Origin of the sequence: Runella sp. (genome assembly GCF_027484545.1) — a bacterium.
In the GTDB taxonomy this organism is placed as follows: domain Bacteria; phylum Bacteroidota; class Bacteroidia; order Cytophagales; family Spirosomataceae; genus Runella.
Genome location: NZ_JAIXST010000232.1, coordinates 1 through 7,728 on the forward strand (window position 1 = coordinate 1; position 7,728 = coordinate 7,728).

At 42.6% G+C, this 7,728-nt stretch carries 8 protein-coding genes; 1 reads left to right on the top strand and 7 read right to left on the bottom strand.

From position 1 onward, the window contains the following. Positions 1–102: 102 nt before the first annotated feature. From Q0081_RS21415 to Q0081_RS21440, 6 genes are all read right to left on the bottom strand, one after another. On the bottom strand, positions 103–357 hold the full coding sequence (locus Q0081_RS21415; protein WP_298358309.1) for a two-component regulator propeller domain-containing protein: 255 nt from the start codon (positions 355–357) through the stop codon (positions 103–105). 43 nt (positions 358–400) lie between these two features. Continuing rightward, a complete protein-coding gene (locus tag Q0081_RS21420) occupies positions 401–955 on the bottom strand; it encodes a hypothetical protein (protein ID WP_298358311.1) in 555 nt (184 codons plus the stop codon). Positions 956–1,050: 95 nt separating this feature from the next. Further along, positions 1,051–2,196, bottom strand: a complete 1,146-nt coding sequence (locus Q0081_RS21425) for a two-component regulator propeller domain-containing protein (RefSeq protein WP_298358313.1) — start codon at positions 2,194–2,196, stop codon at positions 1,051–1,053. 54 nt (positions 2,197–2,250) lie between these two features. After that, positions 2,251–2,718 (bottom strand): hypothetical protein, encoded by a 468-nt coding sequence (locus Q0081_RS21430; protein ID WP_298358315.1) that lies wholly within the window; start codon positions 2,716–2,718, stop codon positions 2,251–2,253. A gap of 29 nt (positions 2,719–2,747) precedes the next feature. Further along, entirely contained in the window at positions 2,748–3,929 is a 1,182-nt protein-coding gene (locus tag Q0081_RS21435) for a two-component regulator propeller domain-containing protein (protein ID WP_298358317.1), read from the bottom strand. 108 nt (positions 3,930–4,037) lie between these two features. After that, complete coding sequence (locus tag Q0081_RS21440; protein WP_298358319.1) at positions 4,038–6,449, bottom strand: ABC transporter permease; 2,412 nt, start codon at positions 6,447–6,449, stop codon at positions 4,038–4,040. Between the two features lie 153 nt (positions 6,450–6,602). On the opposite strand from Q0081_RS21440, the gene Q0081_RS21445 reads away from it, so the two are divergent. Further along, the gene (locus Q0081_RS21445; protein WP_298358321.1) at positions 6,603–7,082 is read left to right on the top strand and encodes a Uma2 family endonuclease; all 480 of its coding nucleotides are present in this window, start codon (positions 6,603–6,605) and stop codon (positions 7,080–7,082) included. Here the strand turns inward: Q0081_RS21445 and Q0081_RS21450 are convergent, their stop codons facing one another. Next, the gene (locus tag Q0081_RS21450; protein ID WP_298358323.1) at positions 7,083–7,601 is read right to left on the bottom strand and encodes an ABC transporter permease; all 519 of its coding nucleotides are present in this window, start codon (positions 7,599–7,601) and stop codon (positions 7,083–7,085) included. Between the last annotated feature and the right edge of the window lie 127 nt (positions 7,602–7,728).

Consider the following 7,728-nt stretch of genomic DNA (forward strand, 5'->3'; position numbering starts at 1 on the left):
ATATAAGTATCAAAGTGTCCCATAATTCTGTCAAAGGTACTTTTTGCCAAATTTTATTCCAATTTAAAAAATTAAATCACGCATTATTAAGTATTTACACTTTTACTGAGTTTTCAAAAAAACAGAAAAAAAAGGCTCTGAGATCAGTTGGCCTGTGATTTTGGTAAACGATTTTCCAACTGCCCGTCTGGGATCGTATCGAAAAACACCATCGCTCGCTGCAAACCAAATATTCCCATTTCTATCTTGCTCGATATCCCAAATGTTAGAAGTGAGTGTGTCTGTGATTTCAGACTTGATATTATCTTTTGATGTGTTTGTTTGGTTTTGTCCACAGGAGGTGTGAAAAACAACCATCAACAACAAAGCATTACGTGTGCGTATTTCATAATTTATTTACTTAGCAACCGCCTTTTCGGGGGACACGTTTAAAAATTACTTTACTATCTCGTTCTACATAGTCGCCCGATACTATTGGATAGGAATACTTGGGCGCGTGCGATACGCTATGGCTTTTTATAATTATTTTGTCGTTAACTTTCAGACTGTACAATTGCTCAAGTTGAGACTTTTCTGGCTCAAATTTTACAATATAATCGTCACCATTAATCCTTACCATCACTCCGAAACCTAATCTTGAGCCTGGCGGAAGAGAAAGAGAGGTTACAACTCCCTCCATATTGGTAAAAGCACTTATATGCTTCCTTATTTTAGCTTCACTGGCATACACTTTTTTGCCTGCGGGAGACGCTTCCCATTTTTTGAACATTATACCATCCGGGGTAGCCTCCCATTTTTTCAATGCGGCGTTCCTTTCAGCAGCAGAGAGCGGAACGCCGCCCGAAGGCTTTGGGATTGACTTTTTAGAAGTTTCATTTTTGATTTCGCGATTAGCAAGTACCAGTCCGCTTACCACAACCAGCGGTAAGATCAGCGCATAAATGATTTTTTTCATATTTTTTGTTTCATTTCTAATGTATGTTCGATGTCTAAGTGACGTCCTACAATGACCACTAACACAGTATTAGACGCCGTGCCCAATGTAGAATGCTATCTAACCACAAACTTAGTGAAGGATAACCCATTGAATTTACACATACCTGCGGCGTCTGTCCCAAACCAAAGCTCCCCTTTTTTGTCTTTATAAATAGTATTGACAGCATTACTTGTAAGCCCATCTTTGGCCGTGTAATTCGTTAATTGGTTACCATCGTATCGCCAAACTCCTGCGTCAACCGTTCCTATCCAAAGATTTCCAGTATTGTCCTCGTTTATCGAATAAATACGAGCCAGAGTACCTGGGCCAGGTTTATTGGATACGCTGAATTCCTTATTGCTCAGTCCTTTTTCTTCGGTAATGTTGGTTAGCGATTTTCCATCGTATCGGAATAATCCGGAGCCATTGTTGCCAAACCAAATATTTCCGTTTTTATCTTCAAACAGCGCAAGAACTGCCGGACCAGCCAAGCCTTTTTCCCTAAACCAAGTAAAGGTTTTTCCATTGTAGCGGCACACGCCATTTGCCTGAGTGCCGAACCAAAGATTCCCTTTTGTATCTTTCAACGTACAGTAAACAGCGTAGCGGCTAAGATTCTCAGGCGGGGCGGATGTATACTTAGCGTCAAAATCCGGTTTAGGAAAAGGCAAATAAGTCAACGAATGGCCAACTGCCCGTTTGGGATTGTAGCGATAAGCTCCGCCTCCTGCATAAAACCATAGATTGTCCGGTTCTTTTTTCCAATCGTTGTTTAATTCCAAACTTTCTTTTGTGGTAAATGTGGTAAAGGTTTTACTATCAAAGCGACTGACGCCGAATCTTCCCGTACCAAACCAAATGTTGCCTGCGTTGTCTTCCTGAATGGATTGAACCTGATTGTTGGCTAACCCATCCTTTTCCGTAAACTGAGTTAGGTTTTTCCCAGCGGCCTGTTTGGGGTCATACCGATACACTCCTGCGGCATTTGTGCCAAACCAATAAATCCCATTGTTGTCCTGAAAGATACTGCGGATGTTTTCGTCAATTTCGGCGGATGTATTTGCTCCGAAAATAGTACCGGTTGGCGTTGTGCTTGAAGCTATCTGCTCAGTTACGCTGCCATCTGCGTTTTCAGGTTTGTTTTGCGGTTTGCAGGAAGTAACAAAAACCACTAACAGTAACAACAGATACAGTTGGTTTGGTAAGAAATGCTTTTTCATTAGTTAAAATTAAATTTCATGGCTGTTCATTTCTTCCAAAATGATAAAGAGAATTTAGCACCCGTCGCCGCCTTTTTGTTTGGCAAACATAGGGCTGAAAATCATGTACATTAAGTCAATCTTGGTCAAATTGATGACGCGTTTAGCCTTGGCATCGCTTTCGCGAGCAGGTTCGATAATGAGTTGGTCACCAAAACGGGCTAATGCCAGAATATGGGCTATTTCTACTTCGTACAATTCACGTGAATCGGAAGATAGACCTTTGTTAATCACCTGCCCATCGTGTTTGAGGTAAATTTTAAAAGGAACTTTAGTGGCTTCTGACGAAGTGGGATTGCCTTTGACCAGCGCCAATACGCCTTTACTTCCTTTCCAAAAAGTTTGATAATCCAAGGGTTTGCCGTTCAAAACCAGAGGGTTACCATAAAAGTAGTTTTCACCGCCTTTAGAAAAGGTGTTGGTGGTAGAGAATGCCAACACTACACTTAGCGTGGCGAGCAGACGCATCATTGATTTTTTCATTTTTGTGATTTTTTAGTTGTTTATTTCTTCTATTGTTTATGCGTGTTTTCTACAAAATTGGTAAAGGCTTTTCCAACGGCCTGTTTAAGGTCGTATCGGCACAAGCCCAGACCTCTGGTGCCAAACCAAAATTGACCCGATTTATCCAATGTGACACTAAAAACGGAGTTATGAGAAAGCCCGTCCTTCGTTGTAAAGTTTTTAAAGGATTTTGAACCTGCCCTGAGCGAATCGGACCGCCGAGCGGCCGAAGGGTCGTAACACCATACTCCGCCAAGCGTGTCAGTTTTGTCACCGCTTCCATGCTCTGTACCGAACCAAATTTTTCCAGATTTATCTTCTGCCATGGAATAAATACAGCTTGAACTAAAGACTTTTATGTCTGAAAAATCGGTAAAGGCTTTTCCATCTGCTTGTTTGGGGTCATAAAGACACGCGCCATGGTCTCTGGTACCGAACCATAAGTTGCCGTTTTTATCTTGCAAAATGGAATAAACCATATCATCATCATTCGGTTTGAAAGAGGCTACAGTTTTACCATCAAAACGACACACACCCTCACGGTTCCAAGAGGCAAACCACATATTTCCTGCTTTATCTTCCAAAATGCATTGAATACTTTTAAGCTGAAGCGCATTTTTATTGATGATACTCTTGTTATCTAAAAAACGGGTAAATGATTTTCCTGCGTAGCAATAGACACCCTCAGAAGTGCCGAACCAAAGGGTGCCGCTTTTATCCTGAAACATACTCCACACGGCATTCTTTGCGGATGAGTTATTGTTTACGGGAGTAATAGGATTGAAAAAGCGGCAATTTGATACGGCGATTGGAATAATGGTAAAGTTTTTCCCACCTGCCCCTTTGGGGGCATACCGACAAAGTCCGGCAATGGTGCCGAGCCAAATATTTCCAGCTTTATCTTCTAAAATAGAACAAACTGTATTACTGCTCAACCCATCTTTCGTCGTAAAATTGGTAAATGATTTACCATCGTAGCAATAAACCCCTTCGCCTGTGGTGCCGAACCACATATTCCCGGCCTTATCCTGCAATCCACAATGAACATTCTGATACTGATCCGAGCCTTGGCTCTTTATCAGTTTTGATTGCCCGTTGCAGAGAGTGCTGAAAAGGCATAATACCGGCAGGAAAAACAGTTTTGCTCTTCTCTTGTATAAACTTCTTGCCGGTACTTTGATTGGTTTCATTTCTGTCGGTTGTTTCCGCGTTCATCTCGATGGAAACAAAAGTATCCGATACAACCGAACAAAAAGAAAAATGCCTGTAAAAGAATGTAAACGAAATGTAAAAGTTTGTTATTCAGAGCGCAACGACCGGGTTGGGTTCATTAACGTTGCTTTAAAGGTTTGAAAACCAACCAGAAAGATAATCAATAAGCCAAAAACAATTCCAACGGCCGCAAAAGGAAGCCAACTCATTTCGATGCGATACGCGTAGTTTTGAAGCCATTGATTCATGGTCATTAACACCAGCGGAAAAGAAATGAGCGCAGCCACTGTACTCACCACCAAAAATTCTTTCAAAAACAGCATCACTAAACTGACGCCCGAGGCACCCAATACCTTGCGAATGCCCAACTCTTTGGTGCGACGCGCTACGCTCAGCGATACCATGCCGATCACTCCCAAAAGCACAATAATGATGGATAAAACGGTAGCTAACTGCGCGGCTTTTTTGAGTCGTACTTCCGATTGATACAAATTCTGAAGCATTTCATCCAAAAATTTGAATTCAAACGGCGCTCCCGGCAGCAATTCATTCCACTTTTTTTCGAGCGAAGCCACTGATTTTTTCAACGAAGCAGATTGAATTTTGAAGGAAAAATAACGGTACACGTTGGTGGTTTTGAGATGAATGAAAGCCAAGGGGCCGATGTTCTGGCGCATGGATTCAAAATGAAAATCGCCGGTGACGCCGACCACGGTAAACGGTTGTGGGAAACCCTGTAATCTTACCTGCTTCCCAAGAGCCGCTTCAGGGGTGGAGAAATTCAACACTTTAGCCGCCTTGGCGTTCAACACAATACGGTCGGGGGCAAACGTTTGTTGCGATTGGTGAAAAAACGTACCGCTTTTTATAGGGATTTGGTAGGTGCGCACATAGTTTTCGTCGGTTTGCAAAACGGGCACAAAGACGGCTTGCGTAGAGTCCTGGCCTACGCGGAAAAGCCCTGATTGAAAGCCCGTTTTTCCATTTGGAATTTCAAACGACAGACTGGCTTCGCGCACGTCGGGCAGGCGAGTCATTTCTTTGCGGATGGTTTCCATTTTTTCAATGCCCTGCGCAGACCAATCGCGCGGAACGGCAGCCCACACAATGGATTCTTTGGAATAGCCTAAGTCTTTGTCAAAGAAATAGTTAACCTGTCGGGCAATGACGACGGCGGCCCCAAAGACAAACAGCGCAATGGCAAACTGAACGGTCATCAGTGAGTAGCGGAAAATGCTTTTTTGGTTGACAGTTTTCATTTTGCCTTTCATGGAGTCAATGGACGGTAACGACGACAGCACGAAAGCTGGATAAGCCCCGGCAATCAGCCCGACAAGAAGCCCCAAAAATAGGGCACTGATTAAAAAGAAGGGGAGTGCACTAAAGACAGAACGAAGTTCTTTTCCTAAGATTTCGGCAAAAAATGACCGCGTCACTTCGTATAAAACCAACGAAAAAAGCGTGCTGAAAGAAGCAATGAGAATGGATTCGGTCAGGAATTGCCCAATCACCTGTCTTTTTTCACTCCCCAATACTTTCCGAACCCCGATTTCTTTGAGTCGACTTGACGAACTGCCAATGGAGATATTAACGAAATTGACAACGGCCATGAACACAATGAACAGAGCTACTAAACTGAGTGTCAGGAGGGTTTTGTTAATGAGTCCGTTGTTGTTTTCGCGGTGCAGCGTGCGTAACGGTTTCAGAATTGCCTCAAGATTCGCTTTTACCAATTCGGAGGCGTTCGTAGCAATGGTTTGCGTAATAGGTTTTTGTAAATCAGTGGGAGTGATGCCTTTTTTCAGTTCGATGTAGTTGACCACGTAGGCATTATCCCAAGTTGTCATGCCTGCTTCGCGGCCAAAAAAAGCCAAACTGCTCATGGGCAACAGGACCGGGATTTCGGTGCTGACAAATTGAGTGACGGAATTGAAGGGTAGGGGAGCCAATACCGCCGTAATCATAAAACCCTTCCGTTCTCTCGTAAACGATTCTATTTGAATGGTTTGTCCGATAATATCCGTTTTGCCGAAGTATTTGAGGGCCATTTTTTCAGAAAGAACGACCGAGTTGGGTCGGTTCAGCGCCGTACGGGCATCTCCATGTAGGAGCGGAAAACCGTACATGGTTAACAGCGTAGAATCACCGATTTGAATGTCTTCTCTAAAATGGTTAGCGCCTTTGGAAATCGTGGTGGAAACGCCGTCAAAACGGTAATAAGTTTCAACCAAATTGGGATATTGCTCTTTCAGGGTTTTGGCCAACGGTGCGAGCGACGTAATTTCTATGCCCATGTTGGGCTGCTTCCACTTGCTTTGGATAATGTATTGGTTATCAATATTTCGTAAATCGGCATTGACCTGCCATTCGTCCCACACGTAGCTGCCGATCAACAGCGTAAAGGTCAGTCCGACGGACAGCCCGAAGATGTTGATAAACGTAGATATTCCGTTTTTACGCAGATTGCGCCAACCGATTTTGAAATAGTTTTGAAGCATGGTTTTGTACGTTTAAAATGGCCTTGCAAAGTACGTACAAAATGGTTGCGGGGGTTTGTTAAAAAAGCTTAATTGTAGGGTTTGGCATCACCACGCGGTAGAGTTGGGCTTTTTACCTTTATTTTGTGTTATATTTGTTAAAAAACAATCATTATGGAAACATCCCCTTTTGATTTAATTGAGGAATACCAAACCGAAGATATTATGTCCGTTAATCACTCTCGAACTATTCAACGGATTAGCTTCTACTTGGAACGTTACGACGACTTGTACGATATTTTACCAGAACTTGAAATGAAGCTAAACGGTAAACCCGTCAAACCCGACGTTTCTGTATATCCCAATTTACCCGAAGACTGGGATACAGATGTTATTTTCATTACCGAACCTCCCATTATTGCCATTGAGGTTCTCTCGCCCAAACAGGCCATGACGGACATTACTGACAAGATAAATACGGTTTATTTTCCGGCAGGTGTGCAGTCAGTTTGGATTGTAGTGCCCCTTTTGCAAACCATAACGATTCGTACGCCTGATGGCCAAAAATTGACTTTCTCTGAAGGGATTATCAAAGATCCGGTTATCGGCATCGAAATTCCCTTCAATCAGATTTTTAGAAAACGCTCCGTCTAATTACTCCGTTTTCAACGATTCCGTCGGATTCATCAACGCGGCTTTAATGGCTTGATAACTAACTGTTAAGAATGCTACGATAAGCCCCAACAATGCAGCAGCGGCAAAATACCACCAAGTAATATCGACCCGATGAGCGAAGCCCTGCAACCAATTATTTATAAAATAATAGGCAATAGGTGAGGCGATAATGATACCCACCAAGACAAGTTTCAAAAACTCACCCGAAAGCAACCGGACAATGCTTGCGATACTTGCACCCAATACTTTGCGAATACCGATTTCTTTGGTGCGCCGTTCGGCCGTAAAAGCTGCTAATCCAAATAAGCCCAGACAGGCAATTAAAATGGCAAAACTTGTAAAGGCAAAAATTATATTGCCCGTTCTGATTTCATGAGAATAGAGTTTTTGATAAGCATCGTCTAAAAAATAGAAATCGAAGGGCTTATCCACTTTATATCGGTCGTAGAGGTGTTTCATTACTGCCAATTTTTCCTGAACGTTGGCTGTTTTCTCCAATTAAGAGTAGATATAGATAGGGACATAACTAATTGGAACAAATAATTGTAGAATTCCAAAAAATGGGATTCCAAAAATCGTCAATCCATTTTCTGGCAAAAGACAGGGACTTTGATGCCTTTGTGAA